A 17,855-nucleotide genomic window follows, 5' to 3' on the forward strand; every position below is an offset into this window, starting at 1 on the left:
CATGAGATTGATTCCCTTCCTCGGTTTCAACGGCAATACCCACGAAGCGATGGCGTTCTATGCCAGGGCACTCGGGGGAAAGGTGGTGTCGGAGATGAAGTACGGCGACATGCCGCCCGGCCCCGATTCGGACATGGAGGGCTGCGGGGGCTTCACCCCGGATGGCGACCAGGTGGCGCACTGCCAGGTCGAGGCCGGCGGCGCGGTGCTGATGGCCGCCGATGGACCTGCGGCAGACGGGCAGGCTGCCACCACCATCAACGTCGACGTGGACAGCATCGAAGAGGCCGAGCGCGTGTTCGCCGCACTAGCCGATGGCGGTCAGGTGCAGATGCCGCTGGGCGAGACCTTCTGGGCGCACCGCTGGGGCATGCTGGTCGACCGCTACGGCAAGCCGTGGATGGTCAACTGCATGAAGCCGATGGACGGGGGGCAGTGAGCATGGCCACGCCACAGATGATCTTCGTCAACCTGCCGGTGCGCGACCTGGAGGCCTCCAAGGCCTTCTTCGGCGCCCTGGGCTACCACTTCAACCCGCAGTTCACCGACGAGAACGCCGCGTGCATGATCGTCAGCGACAGCATCTTCGTGATGCTGCTGGTGGAGCCATTCTTCAAGACGTTCACGCCGCTTCCGGTCGGTGACGCACATGCGCAGACGACGGTGATCACCTGCCTGTCGGCGGACAGCCGCCCGGCCGTGGATGCGCTGGTGGACAAGGCGCTGAAGGCCGGCGCCGGCGAGCCGATGCCGGCGCGCGACTACGGTTTCATGTACCAGCGTGGCTTCCAGGACCTGGACGGCCATCTGTGGGAGATCGCCTTCATGGACGGTGAACCCAACTGAGCCCAGTGGAGGAATCGCGATGAGTTACGTCGATGGTTATGTACTGCCGGTGCCGCAGGACAAGCTGGGCGAGTACCAGCGCATCGCCCGCAAGGCGGCCAAGGTATGGAAGGAGCACGGCGCGCTGGGCTACCTCGAAGCGGTGGCCGATGACGTCAAGCCGGGCAAGCACACCTCGTTCCCGCAGGCGGTCAAGCTCAAGCCCGGCGAGGTGGTGGTGTTCGCCTACGTGCTGTTCCGCTCGCGCGCGCACCGTGACCGCGTCAATGCCAAGGCCATGGCCGATCCGCGCCTGGCGGGCATGAACGCGCAGAACGTGCCGTTCGATGGCAAGCGCATGTTCTGGGGTGGCTTCAAGCCGTTCGTGAATGTGTGAGGTCCGGCGCTTGCCGGCCGCGGCGGCGGGTGCTTTGATCGCGGCCTGATGGAACACGCCGAACTCCAGCGCAGGCTCGACACGGTGTGGCGGATGGAATCGCCACGCCTGGTCGCGCGCCTTGCCCGGATGCTGGGCGACCTGGACAGCGCCGAGGAGCTGGCCCAGGACGCGCTGGTGGCCGCGCTCGAGCACTGGCCCCGGCACGGCGTGCCCGACAATCCCGCCGCGTGGTTGATGACCACCGCCCAGCGCCGCGCCATCGACCGCCTGCGACAACGGCGCCTGCACGTGCAGGCCGAACTGACGGACGAGCTGCAGGAGCCGACCATGGGGGCGGATGCGCGGGAGTACCTGGATGATTTCGGTGACGACCTGCTGCGGCTGGTGTTCGTGGCCTGCCACCCGGTACTGCCGGCCGAGGCCCGGGTCGCGCTGACCCTGCGCCTGCTGTGCGGGTTGAGCACGGCCGAGATCGCGCGCGCCTACCTGCAGCCGGAGGCCACCATCGCCCAGCGCATCGTGCGCGCCAAGCGCCTGCTGGCCGAGCGCCAGGTGCCGTTCGAGGTGCCGCGTCGCCAGGACCTGCAGCCCCGCCTGCAGTCGGTGCTGGAGGTGGTCTACCTGGTCTTCAACGAGGGCTATGCCGCCAGCAGCGGCGAGGACTGGATGCGCCCGGCGCTGTGCGAGGAGGCCTTGCGGCTTGTCCGCATACTCAACGGCCTGCTGCCATCCACGGTGGCGGTGCTGGGCTTGCTGGCATTGATGGAGCTGCAGGCCTCGCGCCTGCGTGCCCGCACCGGCGCCGACGGCGCACCGGTGCTGTTGCCGGCGCAGGACCGCAGCCGCTGGGATTGGCTGCAGATCGCGCGCGGCCTGCAGGCGCTGGACGCGGCCGAGGCGCTGGGCGGCGCCGAGGATGCCTACGTGTTGCAGGCTGGCATCGCCGCCTGCCACGCCCGCGCGCGGCGCGCCGAACAGACCGACTGGCTGCGCATTGCCGAGCTGTACACGCGGCTTGGCCAGGTGACGCCATCGCCGGTGATCGAACTCAACCGCGCCGTCGCCATTGCGCAGGCACGCGGCGCGGAGGCCGCCTGGCCGCTGGTGGAAGCCCTGTCCGGCGATGCCCGGCTGAAGGGCTATGCCCCGTTGGCGGCCGTGCGCGGGGACCTGCTGGACAAGCTGGGCCGCGTCGCGGAGGCGCGTGTCGCGTTCGAACTGGCCGCCGAATTGAGCGGCAACGCGCGGGAACGGGAGGTCCTGCTGTCCCGGGCGGCGGCCGTGTAAAAGGGCACTGCCCCGGCCTGCCCGGCGCTGGCTACACTCCACAGGTTGTCTGACCACTGGAGGTGCAGCGTGAAGCGTGTAGTAATCAGCCTGTTGGCGATGTCGGTATCCACGGCCCTGATGGCCGCCCCGCCGAAGTTCGACGGCGCCCGTATTTCGGCCGACGTGAAGGAGCTTTCCTCCGACGCCTACGAAGGCCGTTCGCCGGCCTCGGCGGGCGAGGAGAAGACCATCGCCTACCTGAGCCGGCAGTTCGCCGACGCGGGCCTGCAGCCGGGCGGCGACCTGAAGGACGGCAAGCGCCTGTGGACCCAGGCCGTGCCACTGCTCAAGGGCGACATCGTCGGCAAGCCGCAGCTCACGCTGACCGGCCAGGGCACCCCGCAGGCGCTGACCCAGGGCCAGGAGATCGCCGTGCGCGCCGCGATGAATGGCGACAGCCAGGTGGCCATCACCGACGCGCCGCTGGTGTTCCTGGGCTACGGCGTCAAGGCGCCGGAACGCAACTGGGACGACTTCAAGGGCGTGGACCTGAAGGGCAAGATCGCCGTGGTGCTGATCAACGACCCGGACTTCGAGACCGGCGTGGGTGACTTCGACGGCAAGGGCATGACCTACTACGGCCGCTGGACCTACAAGTACGAGGAAGGCGCGCGCCAGGGCGCGGCCGGCGTGCTGATCGTCCACGAAACCGCACCGGCGTCCTACGGCTGGGCGACGGTGGCCGGTTCCAACACCAACACCATGTTCGACGTGGTGCGCGACAAGCCCGCCGAGGCGCATCCGGCGTTGGAAGGCTGGATCCAGCGTGACCTGGCGGTGGCGATGTTCAAGCGCGCCGGCCTGGATTTCGAAACGCTGAAGAAGCAGGCGCAGTCGCGCGACTTCCAGCCGGTGGAGATCAAGGGCGAGACCTTCTCGGCCAACTACCAGGTCCACAACGAGGTGATCACCTCGCACAACGTGGTGGCGCGGCTGGAAGGCAGCACCCACCCGGACGAGACGGTGATCTACAGCGCGCACTGGGACCACATCGGCGTGGGCGAGCCGGATGCACGCGGTGACCGCATCTTCAACGGTGCCATGGACAACGCCAGCGGCACCGCCGCGCTGGTCGAGCTGGCCCGCGGCTTCGCCACGCAGCCCAAGCCGCAGCGCTCGGTGGTGTTCCTGGCGGTGACGGCCGAGGAAAAGGGCCTGCTGGGCTCGGAATACTACGCCAGCAACCCGCTGTACCCGCTGTCCAAAACGGTGGCGGTGATCAACATGGACGGCATGGCGCCGTACAGCCCGTCGCGTGACTTCGGCATCTACGGTTCGGCGAAGATGGAACTGCTGGACCAGCTCAAGGACGTGGCCAAGGGATGGGACCTGCACTACACGCCGGACCCGAAGCCGGAGGCGGGCCTGTTCTTCCGCTCCGACCACTTCCCGTTCGCCAAGCGTGGCGTGCCGGCGTTGTCGTATTCGGCCGGCCAGGACTGGATCGACGGTGGCGTGGAAGCCGGCAAGAAGGCCTCCGACGACTACACCGCCAAGCGCTACCACCAGCAGGGCGACGAATGGCAGGCCGACTGGACCTTCGCCGGCGCGGTGCGTGACCTGGAAGTGGTCTACACCCTGGGCGAGAAGCTGGCCAATTCGCGTGACTGGCCGAACTGGAGACCGGAAGAGGCATTCCGCGCCACGCGCGATGCCAGCGCGGCCGAGCGCAGGTAACGCACGCCCTGAGCCCCTCTCCCGGAAACGGGAGAGGGATCGGGCTTTGGGCACCCAAGGGCACTCCAGTCACGGCCATTGATTCCCCCGTCACCACCCCAACCCTTAAGGTCAGGCCTTATCGCGACAAGGGAACACGGATGGCGGATGCTGGCAGATGGAAACGCGTGTTGTGGCTGCTTGCCATGGGCAGCGCAGGATGGGCGAACGCCGCGGCCTTGCCGCCGAACTGGCAGGTGGTTCCCACCGACCCCGGTGCCGTCGAGAACGGACTTCCCTCCGTGCTGCGTTCCCCGCAGTTGGCCCGCGAAGGCAAGCGCCTGGCGCAGGTGCAGATGGTCGTGGACCTGCCCTACGCGCAGGTGTTGCCGGTGGTGCAGGCCACGCTCAAACCGCTGGGAACCGTGGCCGGGGAAGACAACCACAACCTGGTGGCACGCATTGGCCAGGGCTGGGGCGATGTCCTGCTGGCGCGGCGCCCCGAACTCACGCGCGACTACCTGCGCCGCTACGCCTTGCCCGAGCTGCAGCAGTACGTCAGCGATGGTGCGCTGCTGGAATCGGAAATCCCCGGGCGCATGGCGCGGCTTGAGCGCCAGTTCCGCTTCGAGGGACACGGTGAACGCATGCCGGACCTGCAGCAGCCCTTCAGCTACTGGGATGGCCGCATCACCCAACGGCACGGGGCGATGGGGCGCAGCACCAGCACGCTCAACGTGCGCGTGACCCAGCTTGATGCGGTGATGGGGCAACCGGCCACGGCGGTGACCGTGTGGCGCAGCGATGACTGGCCCAATCCCGGCGGTGGCGTCGTCGGGCAGCTGCGCGCGCTGGCTGACGCCAACATCTTCAGTACCGGGCCGCAGGCGCGGCTGCAGCGCAGCAGCGTGCCGGAGCAGGCGTTCAACCCGATATACGAGGCATTGAGCGTGCTGCCCGGGGCACGCATGCGCATCGGTACCGGTGCCTCGGAGTGGATCGCGGCGGCGCAGCCGCAGGTCACGATCGCCGAGCCACAGCGCAAGCTGCCCGACGCCGATGCGGCAATGCTCGATGCCAAGGCCGTGCTGCGCATCGAGCGGGTGGCCTCGCTCAAGACCTATGATGCCGATGGCATGCAGGTGCTGGCCGATGGCAGCGTGCTGCTGATCCAGCGATATCCGTTCACCCTGATGCATTGGCGGCCCGACGACGGTGCCACGCCGCGCACGCTGTGGGCGTCACCGCAACCGCACGCCAACCGTTGGCTGCTGGCCGCTGACGCGCGCGGCCAGGTCGCCCATCTGTTGGTGGATGGGCGGGTGATGCGCTACGACACGGTGGCCCGGTCACTGAGCACGCATCCGCTGGCGTTCGACCAGAAGGGCGTGCTCGGCGACAGTTACGTGCGCTATTTCCACGACGGTAACGGCGTGCCGCTGGCGTACCTGCGTGACTACGTGGACAAGCGCGACACGTTCAAGCTGTGGGCGCCGGTGCAGGCCGCGAGCACCGACGGTGCCCGCTGGGATTACGCGCAGCAGTTCGCCGCGCCCCGCCAGCACGTGATGCGCGGCGATTTCCCCGGCAACGCGCAGTCCAAGCCCGTGCAATGGGATGGCCCGATGGCCAATCCCTGGGTCGAGGATGTGTTTGGCCTCACCGAGCTTGATGGCGGCACCGGTCGCGTGCTGCGCGTGCTGCCACTGCCACGGCGCTTCGGTTCGGCGGACCCGTTCGATGACATCGGCATGGCGCAATGGACGCCCGAGCCGTTCGGCTCGGTCAAGGGGCGCTGGGTCGCGGTTGGCTTCGTGTTGATGGACGGCGAGCGCCGAAACCCGGGCATGCATGTGGTCGACGTGGACAGCGGAAAGGTGCGCTACTCCTTGACCCTGCCGGGGCGGGACTCGCTCAAGGTTGCCGCCGGCTCGCCGGACGGCCGCCTGCTGGCCCTGGGCACGGCCGCGGGCGACGTGGCCGCGGTGCTGTGGAACCTGGACAGTGGTCGTTCGCTGAGCCTGCGTGCGGACGATGCCCACTGCGAAGAGCTGAACCAGTTGCAGTGGAGCCCGGATGGCCAACGGCTGTGGGGGCGTTGCGTCAATGCGCTGGTGCAATGGGAGCTGCCGGCCAACTGGCAATCGCGGCGGGAATGAAGCAGGCAACGTACAGGCAGGGCAACCCGATGGCATTCACCGTACGGCCGGCCGCCGTTGCTGATGTCCAAGTGCTGTTCGACATCCGCACCAGCGTCACCCAGAACCATCTCTCGCGCGAGCAGATGGCGCAGTTGGGCATCGATGCCGACGTGCTTGCCGCGATGCTCGCGGCCGCGCCCTGCGCGTGGCTGGCGGAGGTGGAGGGCCAGCCGGTGGCGTTCTCGATGGTCGACCTGGACGATGCCTGCCTGTTCGCGGTGTTCGTCAAGCCCGGCTTCGAGGGGCAGGGGCTGGGCGCGGCGGTGCTGCGGCCGGCCGAACAGGCGCTGTTCGCGCGCCATGCGCGGATCTGGCTGAGCACCGACGGGCACGAGGACGTGCGTGCCAATGGCTTCTACCGCCGCCATGGCTGGGAAGTGGTGGCCGCGCTGGACGACGGCGACCTGCGCTACGAGAAGGCCCGGCCGGCGGCCTGAACGGGGTCGCTCCGCCGGCGGCCGGGTTCAGACGCCGATTCCGGGGTTTCGTCGCACGGCCCTTGTGCCGGCGCGGGCGGCACTTATGCTCGACGCCAGTTCCCCGCCATCAGGTCCGACCATGTTCGCCAGCCTCTTCCTGGGTTTCCGCATCCTGTTGGCGTGGGCGTTGACGCTCATCGCCGCCGGCTTCCTGTGGAGCGGGCTGTTCAGCGGCATGGACGAAGCGCCGGGCTGGATCTTCGGCCTGGCCGCGATGGCGCTGATGGTGTTCGCGCTGACCTCGATCGTCGGCCATGTGCGGCGCGTCGCGCTGGTCGCCGACCGCCTGGACGCGCAGACCCTGGCCAACCGCCACCGTCGCCAGGTCGAGCTGCCGATGGACGCGGCCACCGCCTTCGCCCTGCTGGAGCAGGTGATCGGCCAGATGCCGCGCATCGAGCACATGGAACGCTCGGTCGGCACCTTGCAGGTGCGCGCCACCCAGCGCCGCGCCGACCCCTATGGCGACCGTCCGCCATCGCGCTGGAACCCGCTGGCGCGGCTGGCGATCAAGCGCAACCAGATCACCGCCCGCGTCGCCCCTGGCGCGGACACCAGCAGCGTCACCCTGCTGTTCGAACCCGATGCCGGGGCCTGGGTGGACCTGCTGCTGCTCGATGAAGGCAGCAACTACGAAAACGCCGATGCCGTGACCCATGCGCTCAGTGGCAAGGTCGCCGAGCTGCGCCGCGAGGAGCGGGAGCACGCCGCGCGCACCGAGGCCGAGAAGGAGCTCACCGTCGCCCGCCTCAATCTGCTGCATGCCCAGGTCGAGCCGCACTTCCTCTACAACACGCTGGCCAACGCACAGGTGCTGACCCGGGCCGATCCCGAGCGTGCCGAGCAGATGCTCGGCCACCTGATCCAGTACCTGCGCAGCTCGCTGCCGGGCATCGACCAGTCGGTGTCCACGCTGGGCCAGGAGCTGGAACGCGTGCAGGCCTACCTGGAGATCCTGCGCATCCGCATGGGCGCCCGGCTGGCCCTGCAGATCGACGTACCCGAGGCGCTGCACGAGGTCAGCTTGCCGTCGATGTCGCTGCAGACCCTGGTCGAGAACGCGATCAAGCACGGCTTGGAGCCCAAGTCCGGCGGCGGCACGGTCTGGATACTGGCGCGTGCGCTCGACGGCCAGTTGACCATCACCGTGGCCGACGACGGGCAGGGCATCAGCGCCCACACCGCCGGCACCGGCATCGGGCTGAAGAACCTGCGCGAGCGGCTGCGCCTGACTTGCGGCGAGCAGGCTGCGCTGGCGATGGTGTCCAACTTCCCCAGCGGCGTGGCCGCGACCATCAGCCTGCCGTACACGGGCAAGGCCCCGGCGCCGCCCACCCTGACGATCGTGCCCGGCGTCGCATCGCCGGCCGGCGCACCGGTACTGCCGCCGCTGCCGGAGGTGCCACATGCGTCTTGATGCCCTGATCGCCGAGGACGAGCCGCTGCTGCGCCAGGCGCTGGTCGGGCAACTGCAGCGGCTGTGGCCGGAGTTGAACCTGGTGGCCGAGTGCGAGGACGGCGCGGCCGCGCTGGAAGCGCTGGAGAGCCAGCAACCGGATCTGGCCTTCCTGGACATCCGCATGCCCGGCGTCACCGGCATCGACGTCGCCCGCGCGTTGCAGACAGTGAGCCCGCAGACCCAGGTGGTGTTCGTCACCGCCTACGACCAGTACGCCATCGCCGCGTTCGAGCAGGGCGCGGTGGACTACCTGCTAAAGCCGGTCACCGACGAGCGCCTGCTGGCCACCCGCCAGCGCGTGCTGGCGCGACGCCAGGCCGGGCTGCCGGATCCCACCCTGCTGGAACGCCTGCTCAGGCAGCTGGCGCAGCAGCCGAGCACGCCACAGGCGGCGCCGCCGCTGGCCTGGATCACCGCCAGCAACGGTCGCGAGACCCGCCTGGTGATGCTGGAGGACGTGCTGTATTTCCGCGCCGACAGCAAATACACCTCGGTGGTGACCGCCGATGAGGAACTGCTGCTGCGCAGTTCGCTGCGCGAGCTGGCCGAGGCGCTGGACCCCAACCGCTTCCGTCAGGTGCATCGCTCCACCATCGTCAACATGCAGGCGGTGGCATCGGTGAGCCGAGAGGATACCGGCCGCGGCGTGCTGCGCCTGAAGCACCGCAGCGAGACGCTGGTGGTCAGCCAACCCTTCATGAGTCTGTTCCGCGGCATGTAACGCCGCTGCCAGGAGAATCGCCATGCATTACCTGACCATGCTGTTGGGCAGCCTGTTGTCGATGCTGGGTTTCAGCGAGCCGCCGGGGCAGACCTCGGTCACCCGCATCAGCGGCGAGCACAGCCTGCTCAGCCGCACCACGGTGCGGCAGGACGTGGCCCGCTTCCAGTGCCTGCAGAGTGAAAGCGGTCGCTGCTTCTACCAGCTCTACCGCGAACAGTGCGCCGACGGGCAACGCGCCCAGGTGTGCAACCGCGAGGCGTTGATGGATTTCGCCGTGGTGGTGGGCTACACCCGCGAGATGACCGGGCTGCCGGATGGCTTCGCGCAGCAGGTGACGATCCACAAGTGACATCGCCGCGACGGGCGCGGCGATGGGGGTGCAGGTTGCCTCGTCCCGGCGGGAGGACGCGGGCAGGGGCGGGCTAGAACGCCGGTTGCAGGCGCAGCCCGTCGTCGCCGATGTGGTTGAGTTCGCCGACCAGTTGCGAGTGCTGCCGCATGCGGCCCAGCTCGCGCATGATGCGGATGTCCTCGTGGCGCAGTTCGCGGCTGGCGGTGACGGCCTGCTTGTAGTCCAGCACCTCCGGATAATGCCTGGCCATGTCCAGTGCCTCGGCCACGTCGTCGACGCTGTCGGCGTCGGAGCTGATCCGGGCGCGGCTGTTGAAGGCCTTCATCCAGCGCTCGAAGCCGGCGGTGTGGTCGAACATGTTGGCCATGAACCAGATCACGAACAGGATCGACACCCACGAACCCAGCACGATCACGATGCGGGTGAAGGTGATATGGAAATCGTCACGCCACAGATAGTTGGTGATCAGCCCAAGGATCAGCAGCGAGGACGCCTGCCAGATCACGATCGAGGCCATCAGCCATTGGCACTTGGCCTTGGCAAGCAAGGACACTTCCTCACGGATCTGCTGGTCGCTCAACCCTTTCCAGTGTGCAACCTGTTTCTCGAACGGGCTGTTGTACAGCTCGTTGTCTTGCAGCAACAACCCCAAACCTTTGAACAACGCGATCATGGTGAGCTCCTTGCAGTAACTATCTGGAACGAGCGACGGATGCAGCGTGGAACGGTGAGGCACGGCCAGTTCTAGCACTTTCACCACGCTTGGCAATGGGGAAAACGCGAAGATTCCGCGTCCGGCCACCGGCGGTGATCCGCCTGCGGGGCGGTTTTTTGCAGCGCACCACGATGCAAGTAATGGAGCCGGAAGTTGAAATCCGGTCGGCGTGCTGCGCCCGCACATGGCACGTCCGCGGGCGAGCAGGGGACCTGGCCGCGCGGCTGTCACCGGCGCCGGACACGCCAGTTGCGCGGCTGCCCGGCTACGATAGCGGCCATGCTGCCCTTGTCCCGACGTGTCTCCACCGCTGCCACCGCCCAGATCCGCCGCTGGGTGCTTGATGCCTTCCCCCGCAACCAGAACGGCGTGGACTACGACGTGCCAGCCGGTGACCCGGGCTGGTTCGGCCCGGGCAGCGTCACCTGGCGTATTCATTCCGAGTTCCCGGGCATGCTGGCCGGCGGGCTGTGCGCCTTGATGCTGCAGTTGCTGCACCCGCGTGCGCTGGCCGGTGTCTATGACCACTCCAACTTCCGCCAGGACCTGGTCGGCCGGTTGCGGCGCACCACCAGTTTCGTGGCCGGCACCAGTTACGCGCCGGCGGCGGAGGTGGACGCGCTCATCGCGCGGGTACGGAAGATCCACGCCCAGGTGGTCGGCACGTTGCCCGATGGCAGCGCGTACACCGCCGAGGATCCCGAGCTGCTGACCTGGGCGCACGTGACCGAGGCCTATGGCTTCCTGGAAGGCTGCCGCCGGTACTGCCGCGATGTACCGCAGGCCATCGCCGACCGCTACTACGACGAGTACCGGCGCGTGGCCGAGGCCCTGGGCGCACGTGATGTGCCGGCCAGCGAGGCGCAGGTGCAGGCGTACTTCGCCGCGCGGCAACCACAGCTGCGGATGGACGAGCGCTCGCGCGAAGTGCTGGACGTACTCAGTGCGGTGCGCTTGCCGGTGCCGCTGCCGGGGGTGTCACGCGACATGTTTCTGGCCGCCGGCGCGGCGCTGTTGCCGGAATGGGCGACGCGCCTGCTGGGCCGCAGCCGCGGCCAGCAGCTGCAGTCGGTGGTGGCCGCACGCGTGCTGCGCAGCGTCGCGCCGCTGTTCCGGATCGCCCTGGATGATGGCATCTCCACGCGCGCCTGCCGGCGGGTGGGGGAGGACCCGGCGATCCTGATGCGCTGGCCGGCATAGGGGCAGAAGCAGAAGCAGAAGCGACCCCTCCCCAGCCCTCCCCTGCGCCTTCGGCGCAAGGGAGGGGGTGGTAATGCGTGGCCTGTCCGATTGCAGCGAAAGCGCTCTTGCCCCCTCCCTTGCGCCGAAGGCGCAGGGGAGGGCGGGGGAGGGGTAAGGCTCCGCTCCTCACCGCAGCAACAAAGAAAACGGGCGCTTTCGCGCCCGTTCTCCTTTCAAGCTTCCAACCCGCCGGTTACCAGACCTTGACCCGCTTTTCCGGGGCCAGGTACAGCTTCTGGCCGTCCTTGACCTCGAACGCCGGGTACCACGCATCCAGGTTGCGCACGGTCAGCGCACGGAACTGGCCCGGCGCATGCACGTTGGTCAGCAGCGAGTTGCGCAGTGCCTGCTCGCGGGCCTTGCTGCGCCAGGCCTGGGCAAAGCCCAGGAAGAAGCGCTGGTCCGGCGTGAAGCCTTCCAGCGTCTGTTCCTGCTTGCCCTGCAGCGACAGCCGGTAGGCGTCGTAGGCGGTGGCCAGGCCGGCCACGTCGGCGATGTTCTCGCCCAGGGTCAGGCGGCCGTTGACGTGCACGCCGGGGAACGGCTCGTAGCTGTTGAACTGTGCGGCCAGCGCATCGCCGGCGGCGTTGAACTGCTTCAGGTCTTCGGCCGTCCACCAGTTGTGCAGCTTGCCGGTCTCGTCGAACAGGGCGCCGGCGTTGTCGAAGCCGTGGCTGATCTCATGGCCGATCACCGCGCCGATCGCGCCGTAGTTGATCGCGTCATCGGCCGCACCGTCGAAGAACGGCGCCTGCAGGATCGCCGCCGGGAACACCAGGCGGTTTTCCAGCGGCACGTTCATCGCGTTGATGGTCTGCGGCAGCATCGCCCATTCGCTGTGGTCCACCGGCTGGCCGAGCTTGGCGAGGTTGCGCCGGTACTCGAACAGCGAGGCGCGCTGCGCGTTGCCCAGCGCGTCATCGCGCTTGACTTCCAGCGCGCTGTAGTCGCGCCACTTGCTCGGGTAGCCCATGTCCACCTTCAGCCCGGCGACCTTGGCCTTGGCGTGGGTCTTGGTTTCCGGCGACATCCATTCCAGCGCATCGATGCGCTTGGCGAAGGCGGCGATGATGTTCCTGGCCATCTCGTCGGCACGGGCCTTGGTGGCCGGGTCGAAGTGGCGCTCGACGTAGATCTTGCCGACCGCTTCGCCGATGGCATCGTTGGTCTGGCCCACGGCGCGCTTCCAGCGCTCGCTCTGCTGCGGCGTGCCGCTCATGGCGGTGCCGTGGAAGGCGAAGTGGGCGTCGGCGAAGGCCTTGGGCAGGTACGGTGCGGCTTCGTCCAGCGCGTGGAAGGCCAGGTAGTCCTTCCAGGTGTCCAGCGGCTCGCTGGCCACCAGCTGGGACAGCCCGGCCACGGCCTTGGGCTGCCACACGATGAAATCCTGCTGCGCCGACAGGCCGGCCGCGTCGAGGAACGCCGCCCAGTCCATGCCCGGTGCCTTGGCGGCCAGGTCGGCCTGCTTCCAGGCGTTGGCGCCCTTCTGCACGTCGTTGGTTTCCTCCTGGGTGGCGTGGGCGCGGGCGATCCGGGTTTCCAGGGCGACGATGCGCGCGGCCTTGGCGGCGGCATCGGTGTCGCCGGACAGCGTCAGCAGCTGGGCCACGTAGCCTTCATAGGCCTTGCGCAGCTCGGCCATGCGGCCGTCCTGCAGGTAGAAGTCGCGGTCGGGCATGCCCAGGCCGCCCTGCACCAGGTACGGCGCGTTGCGGTCCGGCTGCATCAGGTCCACCGAAACCCATACGCCAAACAGGTGCGGCGTATAGAAATTGGTGGCGTTGAGCAGGTCCACGTCGGCGCGCAGGGTGCCGCCCAGGGCCTTGGCCAGGGCCTGCTTGTCGGCGATGCCGGCAATGGCCTGCAGCTGCGGCTGCACCGGCGCGGCGCCGCGTGCCTCGATGCCGGCCTCGTCCATGTAGGCGGCGTAGTAGTCGCCGATCTTGCGGGCTTCGCCGTCGCTGGCTTTGCCGGCTTCCTCCATGATCGCGCGGGTGTCGGCCAGGGTCTTCTCGGCGATCACGTTGAAGCTGCCGTAGTTGGAGCGGTCGGCCGGGATCTCGGTGTGCTTGACCCATTCGCCGTTGGCGAAGTCGAAGAAGTTGTCGCCGGCGGCGACAGCACGGTCCATGCCGGCGGCATCGAAGCCGAAGCTGCCCAGCTGCGGCTTGGCCGCCGCCGTCGCATCCGACGCGGACGGTGCCTGGCCTTCGGCCGCGGGCTGGGGGGCATCCTTGTTGCAGCCGCTGAGCGTGAGCGCAGCGCCGATGGCAAGCATCAGGAGGGAACGTTGCAGGACCATGGCAGATTCCGTGTTGGTGAAACCACCAAGTCTAGAGCGGGCGGAGTGTGACCGGGAATGCCCATTCTGGCCCTTGGCATCACCCGCCCATATCAAAGTCGCGCTTAATATCGTGAACCCGTCTTCACGCCGCCGTGGTTGTGCTGCATGCTGTCGTGCGTTTGATGCATGCCGTGTCTGGGGAGACAACAGCTGCGAGGGGACCACCGGTCAATGGTGTTCGCTTGCCGACTCCCCCGTCGCCAACTTTCCTGGAATGCCCGTGATACCTGTGTGCCGACTGCCGCTGCGTTGGATGTCTCCGTGAGCCGGGGCGCCGTGCACCCGTTGCGGGTGATCGCCATCGCCGGCACGGCGGTGGCGGTGTTGCTGGCGGTCGGGCTGGTGATGATGCTGTGGAACGACCGCAGCACCCGCATCGAGGGCGCGCAGCGGCAGAGCATGGCACTGGCCTCGGGCAGCGAGCGCCTGATGCGGGCACAGCTGGTCACCCTGGAGCGCGCCCTGCGCGGTACCGCCAACGACGGCCGCGAGTTCTACCGGCAGGTGCCGGACAAGGCGGTGCAGCTGCTGGAGGCCAACATCGCGGGCGTGCTGGCGCGCAACCGCGACCTGGCCTCGATCACCCTGGTGGACGACCAGGGCATGGCGTTGTCGCAGGGACAGGGCGATCCCACCCTGCACAGCTGGACGATCGCGCAGAACCGGCTGCTCAGCGGCGAGCTCTACATCGGCGCGCTGGAGGAACTGCCAGGCGGGCACTGGGTGGTGCGCACGGCACTGCCGATGCAGAACGGCCAGTGGCTGCTGGCGCGGGTACGGCTGGGCACCTTCCAGCAGGTGGTCAGCGGCCTGGACCTGGGCCGCGATGGCGTGGCGTCCATCGGCAACCGTTATGGCCAGCTGCTGGCGCACAGCCGTGACCCCGGCCTGGTGGGGCGGACGCTGCCGTCGCCGATGATCATCCTGCCGCAGTCGGCCTCGGTGATCCCGCGCGGGGTGGTCCACAGCCCGTCGGACGGGCAGAAGCGCATCGCCGCGGTGAGCGTGCCGCTGGACTACCCGCTCACCCTGTACACCGCGCTGTCCTACCGCGAGGTGATGGCGCGCTGGTACGTGTTCCTGTACGCAGCCACCGGCCTGTACCTGGTCTACCTGATCGGCTTCGGCTTCCTGATGGGGCGCCTGCGCCGCAGCGCCTCGCACGAGCAGCAGTTGAACGAGGAACTGCAGGCCGGCGCCGCCGAACTGGCGCTGGCGCATGAAGTGGGCAAGGTCGGCACCTGGTCGATCCGCGGCGACGGGCGGACCCTGCACTGGTCCGCGCTGACCCAGCAGATGCTGGGCCTGGAAGGGCGTTCATCCACCCTCCAGGCGCTGTACGCGCGCGTCCATGGCGAGGACGTGGCGGTGCTGCGCGAGGTGCTCGATGCCGCCGGCGAAGGGCAGGGGGCGGTCAACGCCACGTTCCGGCTGCTGTTGGCCGATGGCTCGTTCCGCTGGCTGTCGGCGCGTGGCGACCAGGTCCGTGACCGGCACGGCGGTGCCGCGCACCTGGCCGGCGCGGTGGTGGACATCAGCGAGCGGGTGCACGTGGAGGCCCGGGCGCAGGAGGCCGAGCGGCAGTTCCGGCTGGTGTTCGACCGCAACCCTGCGCCGTTCTGGATCTTCGACATGGTCAACCTGCGCTTTCTGGAGGTGAACCAGGCGGCGATCGACCAGTACGGCTACAGCCGCGAGGAGTTCCTGGGGATGTCGATCCTGGACATCCGCCCGCCCGAGGAATGGGACGAACTGCGCCAGACCATCCGCAGCATCAACAGTGGTGCGCCGCAGCAGCTGATCGCGCGCACCCACCACCGCAAGGACGGCAGCAGCTTCATGGTGGTCGCGCACAGTGCGCTGCTGGACTTCGCCGGGCGCAAGGCCTGCCTGGTGCTGGCCGAGGACGTCAGCCAGCGGCTGCGCTTCGAGAACGAGCTGGCGTACCGGGCCAGCCACCATTCCAGTACCGGCCTGTTGACCGTGCGCGCGCTGGGCGAGCGCCTGGACAGCGGTGCGCGCGGCTACACCATCGCCCACGTGCAGTTGCGCGGGCTGCAGATGATCACCGACACGCTGGGCCGCGAAGCCGGCGAGGACGCGCTGCGCGCGGTGTCGGTGCGGCTGGGGGGGCTGGCCGCACGCTATGGCCTGCTGGCGCACCAGCCGGCCGAGGATTTCGTCCTGGCCATCCTGGACCCGGCCGCCGCGCCCTTGGCGCTGGACGCACTGCAGGCGGCGGTGGCCGAACCGGTGCGTGGCCGCGACACCTTCCACCAACTCGAGGCCCGCATCGGCGTGGCCAGCTGCCCGCGCGACGGCGAACTGGCCGAGCAGGTCATCGGCCGCGCGGCGCAGGCCGCCCATGCCGCGCGTGAAGGCGGGCTGGCGCTGGCGCGCTTCAGCCAGGCCATGGCCACCCGCTACACCGAACGCCTGCAGCTGGCCGGGCGCATCCACGTGGCCATCGACCGCGACGAGTTCGAGCTGCATTTCCAGCCGATCCGGCATGCCGCCGATGGCAGCCCGGTGGCATTGGAGGCGCTGCTGCGCTGGCCGCAGCCCGATGGCAGCTACATCCCGCCCGGCGACTTCATCCAGCTGTGCGAGGACACCGGCCTGATCATCGCGCTCGGCCGCTGGGTCACCCGCGCCGCGGCGCGGGCGCAGCGGCAGCTGGCCGATGCCGGCTGGGGCGAGCTGTCGGTCGCGGTCAACGTGTCGGCGGTGCAGTTCTTCAACACCGACCTGGCCGGCGAGTTCACCCACGCGGTGGAGGAGTACGGCCTGCGCCGCGGCGCGTTGCAGATGGAACTGACCGAGAGCAGCCTGATGCGCAACCCGACCCAGGCGCTGCAGACCATGCAGCGCCTGCACGAGAAGGGCATCCACATCTCGCTGGACGACTTCGGCACCGGCTTCTCGTCGATGTCCTACCTGCAGCACCTGCCGCTGGACGCGCTGAAGATCGACCGCAGTTTCGTCTCCGACGTGGAGACCAACCCGCGTAATGCCGCCATCTGCCGTGCGCTGCTGTCGCTGGGCCACAGCATGGGCCTGTCGGTGATCGCCGAGGGCGTGGAGACCGAAGGGCAGTACCGCTGGTTGGCCGCGCATGGTTGTGACCAGGTGCAGGGCTACCTGCTGGGCCGGCCGATGGCGCTGGAGGCCCTGCTCGCCGCGCTCGGCGAGCCGGGTGACGCGGCCTGAGCGCCGGGGTCACGCCGGGCCCAGGCACTCCACCAGGTAGTCGATGAAGCTGCGCACCTTCGGTGCCAGGTGGCTGCGGCTGGCGTAGACCGCATGGATGCCGATCGGCGGCACGGTCCAGTCGCGCAGAATCGGTACCAGCTGGCCGCTGGCCAGCGCCGCGTCGATGATGAAGTCCGGTTGGGCGATGATGCCCATGCCGGCGATGGCTGCCTCGCGCAGCACCTCGCCGTTGTTGGCACGCATGCGCGGCACCACCGGGATGCTGACGTCCCCATGCGGCCCCTGCAGCGTCCAGGCGTCCCCGGTGTCCGAATAGCTGTAGGCCAGGCAGTCGTGCTCGGCCAGGGCCTGCGGCGTGGCCGGCTCGCCGCGCCGGGCCAGGTAGGACGGCGCCGCGCACAGGATGATCCGCGCCTGCGACAGGCGCCGGGCGATCAGCGAGGGTGAGGGCTGGCGGGTGATGCGGATGGCCAGATCGAAGCCTTCCTCGACCATGTCCACCAGGCGGTCGGACAGCGACAGGTCCAGTTCCACCTGCGGGTAGCGCGCGCTGTAACCGGGCAGTAGTGCCGCCAGGCGCGAGATGCCGTAGCTGACCGGCGCGTTGATGCGCAGCCGCCCGGCCGGCTGCAGGGCCTGCGCGCCGACCGAGGCTTCCAGCTCATCGAATTCGTTGAGCAGCTGCACACAGCGCTGGTAGTAGGTTGCCCCGGTGCTGGTCGGGCTGACCCGCCGGGTGGTGCGGTTGAGCAGGCGCGCGGACAGGCGCTTCTCCAACGCGGCGATCTGCCGGGTCACCGCTGCGGTGGACAGGTTCAGGGCATCGGCAGCGGCACTGAAGCCGTTGCGCTCCACGACCGCGACGAAGACCCGCATGGCATCGATGGTGTCCATTATTTCCATCCCTGCAATAAAA

Annotated in this window: 15 protein-coding genes; 12 read left to right on the plus strand and 3 right to left on the minus strand. The window is 68.7% G+C overall.

All coding sequences use genetic code 11. The annotated features are described in order from the left end of the window. The first annotated feature begins 1 nt into the window (after window position 1). The 10 genes from ACIPR8_RS00780 (at window position 2) to ACIPR8_RS00825 (ending at window position 9,422) form a co-directional block, all read left to right on the plus strand. Window positions 2-439, plus strand: a complete 438-nt coding sequence (locus ACIPR8_RS00780; protein ID WP_446539868.1) for a VOC family protein — start codon at window positions 2-4, stop codon at window positions 437-439. After that, window positions 436-846, plus strand: a complete 411-nt coding sequence (locus ACIPR8_RS00785) for a VOC family protein (protein ID WP_446539869.1) — start codon at window positions 436-438, stop codon at window positions 844-846. The genes ACIPR8_RS00780 and ACIPR8_RS00785 overlap by 4 nt, the downstream gene beginning before the upstream one ends. Before the next feature lie 19 nt (window positions 847-865). After that, a complete protein-coding gene (locus ACIPR8_RS00790; RefSeq protein WP_192287792.1) occupies window positions 866-1,222 on the plus strand; it encodes a DUF1428 domain-containing protein in 357 nt (118 codons plus the stop codon). Window positions 1,223-1,270: 48 nt separating this feature from the next. Further along, entirely contained in the window at window positions 1,271-2,512 is a 1,242-nt protein-coding gene (locus ACIPR8_RS00795) for an RNA polymerase sigma factor (RefSeq protein WP_446539870.1), read from the plus strand. Window positions 2,513-2,581: 69 nt separating this feature from the next. Further along, a complete protein-coding gene (locus ACIPR8_RS00800; protein ID WP_446539871.1) occupies window positions 2,582-4,231 on the plus strand; it encodes a M28 family metallopeptidase in 1,650 nt (549 codons plus the stop codon). A gap of 167 nt (window positions 4,232-4,398) precedes the next feature. Continuing rightward, window positions 4,399-6,369: a WD40 repeat domain-containing protein gene (locus tag ACIPR8_RS00805; protein ID WP_446539872.1), complete on the plus strand. Its 1,971-nt coding sequence runs from the start codon at window positions 4,399-4,401 to the stop codon at window positions 6,367-6,369. Window positions 6,370-6,398: 29 nt separating this feature from the next. After that, complete coding sequence (locus ACIPR8_RS00810; RefSeq protein ID WP_446539873.1) at window positions 6,399-6,848, plus strand: GNAT family N-acetyltransferase; 450 nt, start codon at window positions 6,399-6,401, stop codon at window positions 6,846-6,848. 121 nt (window positions 6,849-6,969) lie between these two features. After that, window positions 6,970-8,307, plus strand: coding sequence for a sensor histidine kinase (locus tag ACIPR8_RS00815; protein WP_446539874.1), 1,338 nt, complete (start codon window positions 6,970-6,972; stop codon window positions 8,305-8,307). Next, window positions 8,297-9,070, plus strand: coding sequence for a LytR/AlgR family response regulator transcription factor (locus ACIPR8_RS00820; protein WP_132865817.1), 774 nt, complete (start codon window positions 8,297-8,299; stop codon window positions 9,068-9,070). Before ACIPR8_RS00815 ends, ACIPR8_RS00820 begins: the two co-directional genes overlap by 11 nt. A 22-nt stretch (window positions 9,071-9,092) precedes the next feature. Beyond that, window positions 9,093-9,422 carry a hypothetical protein gene (locus tag ACIPR8_RS00825; protein ID WP_225591819.1) on the plus strand — a complete coding sequence of 110 codons (330 nt, stop codon included), beginning with the start codon at window positions 9,093-9,095 and terminating at the stop codon, window positions 9,420-9,422. A 73-nt stretch (window positions 9,423-9,495) separates the two neighbouring features. On the opposite strand, the gene ACIPR8_RS00830 is transcribed toward ACIPR8_RS00825, so the two are convergent. Further along, entirely contained in the window at window positions 9,496-10,098 is a 603-nt protein-coding gene (locus tag ACIPR8_RS00830) for a hypothetical protein (RefSeq protein ID WP_132865816.1), read from the minus strand. Between the two features lie 321 nt (window positions 10,099-10,419). On the opposite strand from ACIPR8_RS00830, the gene ACIPR8_RS00835 reads away from it, so the two are divergent. Next, a complete protein-coding gene (locus ACIPR8_RS00835) occupies window positions 10,420-11,340 on the plus strand; it encodes an oxygenase MpaB family protein (protein WP_446539875.1) in 921 nt (306 codons plus the stop codon). A 235-nt stretch (window positions 11,341-11,575) separates the two neighbouring features. On the opposite strand, the gene ACIPR8_RS00840 is transcribed toward ACIPR8_RS00835, so the two are convergent. Then, on the minus strand, window positions 11,576-13,684 hold the full coding sequence (locus tag ACIPR8_RS00840; protein WP_446539876.1) for a M13 family metallopeptidase: 2,109 nt from the start codon (window positions 13,682-13,684) through the stop codon (window positions 11,576-11,578). 303 nt (window positions 13,685-13,987) lie between these two features. On the opposite strand from ACIPR8_RS00840, the gene ACIPR8_RS00845 reads away from it, so the two are divergent. Next, complete coding sequence (locus tag ACIPR8_RS00845) at window positions 13,988-16,936, plus strand: bifunctional diguanylate cyclase/phosphodiesterase (protein WP_446539877.1); 2,949 nt, start codon at window positions 13,988-13,990, stop codon at window positions 16,934-16,936. 9 nt (window positions 16,937-16,945) lie between these two features. Here ACIPR8_RS00845 and ACIPR8_RS00850 read toward each other — a convergent pair whose 3' ends face one another. Then, window positions 16,946-17,833: a LysR family transcriptional regulator gene (locus ACIPR8_RS00850; protein ID WP_313252331.1), complete on the minus strand. Its 888-nt coding sequence runs from the start codon at window positions 17,831-17,833 to the stop codon at window positions 16,946-16,948. Window positions 17,834-17,855 lie beyond the last annotated feature (22 nt).

Source organism: Stenotrophomonas sp. LARHCG68, assembly GCF_052871705.1.

Coding starts and splice junctions, on each gene's coding strand:
- ACIPR8_RS00810 (WP_446539873.1), top strand. CDS start 6,399: ATGGCATTCACCGTACGGCCGGCCGCCGTTGCTGATGTCCAAGTGCTG.
- ACIPR8_RS00840 (WP_446539876.1), bottom strand. CDS start 13,684: ATGGTCCTGCAACGTTCCCTCCTGATGCTTGCCATCGGCGCTGCGCTC.
- ACIPR8_RS00790 (WP_192287792.1), top strand. CDS start 866: ATGAGTTACGTCGATGGTTATGTACTGCCGGTGCCGCAGGACAAGCTG.
- ACIPR8_RS00815 (WP_446539874.1), top strand. CDS start 6,970: ATGTTCGCCAGCCTCTTCCTGGGTTTCCGCATCCTGTTGGCGTGGGCG.
- ACIPR8_RS00825 (WP_225591819.1), top strand. CDS start 9,093: ATGCATTACCTGACCATGCTGTTGGGCAGCCTGTTGTCGATGCTGGGT.
- ACIPR8_RS00830 (WP_132865816.1), bottom strand. CDS start 10,098: ATGATCGCGTTGTTCAAAGGTTTGGGGTTGTTGCTGCAAGACAACGAG.
- ACIPR8_RS00795 (WP_446539870.1), top strand. CDS start 1,271: ATGGAACACGCCGAACTCCAGCGCAGGCTCGACACGGTGTGGCGGATG.
- ACIPR8_RS00835 (WP_446539875.1), top strand. CDS start 10,420: ATGCTGCCCTTGTCCCGACGTGTCTCCACCGCTGCCACCGCCCAGATC.
- ACIPR8_RS00780 (WP_446539868.1), top strand. CDS start 2: ATGAGATTGATTCCCTTCCTCGGTTTCAACGGCAATACCCACGAAGCG.
- ACIPR8_RS00850 (WP_313252331.1), bottom strand. CDS start 17,833: ATGGACACCATCGATGCCATGCGGGTCTTCGTCGCGGTCGTGGAGCGC.
- ACIPR8_RS00820 (WP_132865817.1), top strand. CDS start 8,297: ATGCGTCTTGATGCCCTGATCGCCGAGGACGAGCCGCTGCTGCGCCAG.